Raw genomic sequence first — 720 nt, 5'->3', positions numbered from 1 at the left:
CACCGGTCAACAGGTTGCCGTCACGCACCACGCGCTCCTGCACCGGGATCGCACCGAGCGGTGCGAGCAGGTCGTGGTAGGCCCAGTGAGTGGTCGCGCGACGCCCGCGCAGCAAGCCCGCGGCACCCAGCACCAGGGAGCCGGTGCACACCGATGTCACATAGCGCGCGGTCTGGGCCTGTGTCTTGAGAAACGCCAGGGTCTGCTCATCCTCCATCAATGCCCCGACGCCAGAACCGCCGGGCACGCAAATCACATCCAGCGTCGGGCACTCGTCATAAGTGGTGCTGGGGGTAAACACCAAGCCGGTGCTGGAGGTGACCGGCGCGAGGTCCTTCCACACCAGATGCAGCTTCACATCCGGCAGCGATCCCAACACGTCGTAGGGCCCGGTGAGGTCCAGTTGCTGGATGCCGGGGAACAACAAAAAGCCGATCTGCAAGGTCATGGGGACTGCTCCTGATAAAGGGATGGACGGCTTCACTCTAGTCACCTAGGCTTTGGCGCATACGCCATTGAGCCCACGAATTACGCCAACATGCCCAGAATCATCAACGTGCTCGCCTTTCCCAATGTGCAGGTGCTCGACGTCACCGGGCCCTTGCAAGTATTTGCCTCGGCCAATGACCTGGCGCGCCAGCAGGGCTTGCCGTTGCCCTATGCGGTCAGTGTGATCGCCGCGCAGGCCGAGCCGGTGATGACCTCGGCGGGCCTGGCCCT

General features: G+C 63.6%; 1 protein-coding gene and 1 pseudogene. One reads left to right on the top strand and one right to left on the bottom strand.

All coding sequences use genetic code 11. The features are described 5' to 3' along the window. Positions 1–448: isonitrile hydratase (gene inhA, locus HX846_RS36670; protein ID WP_178967397.1), on the bottom strand; the 448-nt coding region annotated here is incomplete at its 3' end. 90 nt (positions 449–538) lie between these two features. Between inhA and HX846_RS36665 the strand changes: the two are divergent. Further along, positions 539–720: pseudogene (locus HX846_RS36665) on the top strand (AraC family transcriptional regulator); the annotation flags it as partial.

The organism is Pseudomonas sp. K5002 (assembly GCF_013386655.1).
In the GTDB taxonomy this organism is placed as follows: Bacteria; Pseudomonadota; Gammaproteobacteria; order Pseudomonadales; family Pseudomonadaceae; genus Aquipseudomonas.
The sequence above is the reverse complement of the archived record's forward strand: the minus strand, read 5'-3'. Positions and strand labels throughout refer to the sequence as shown.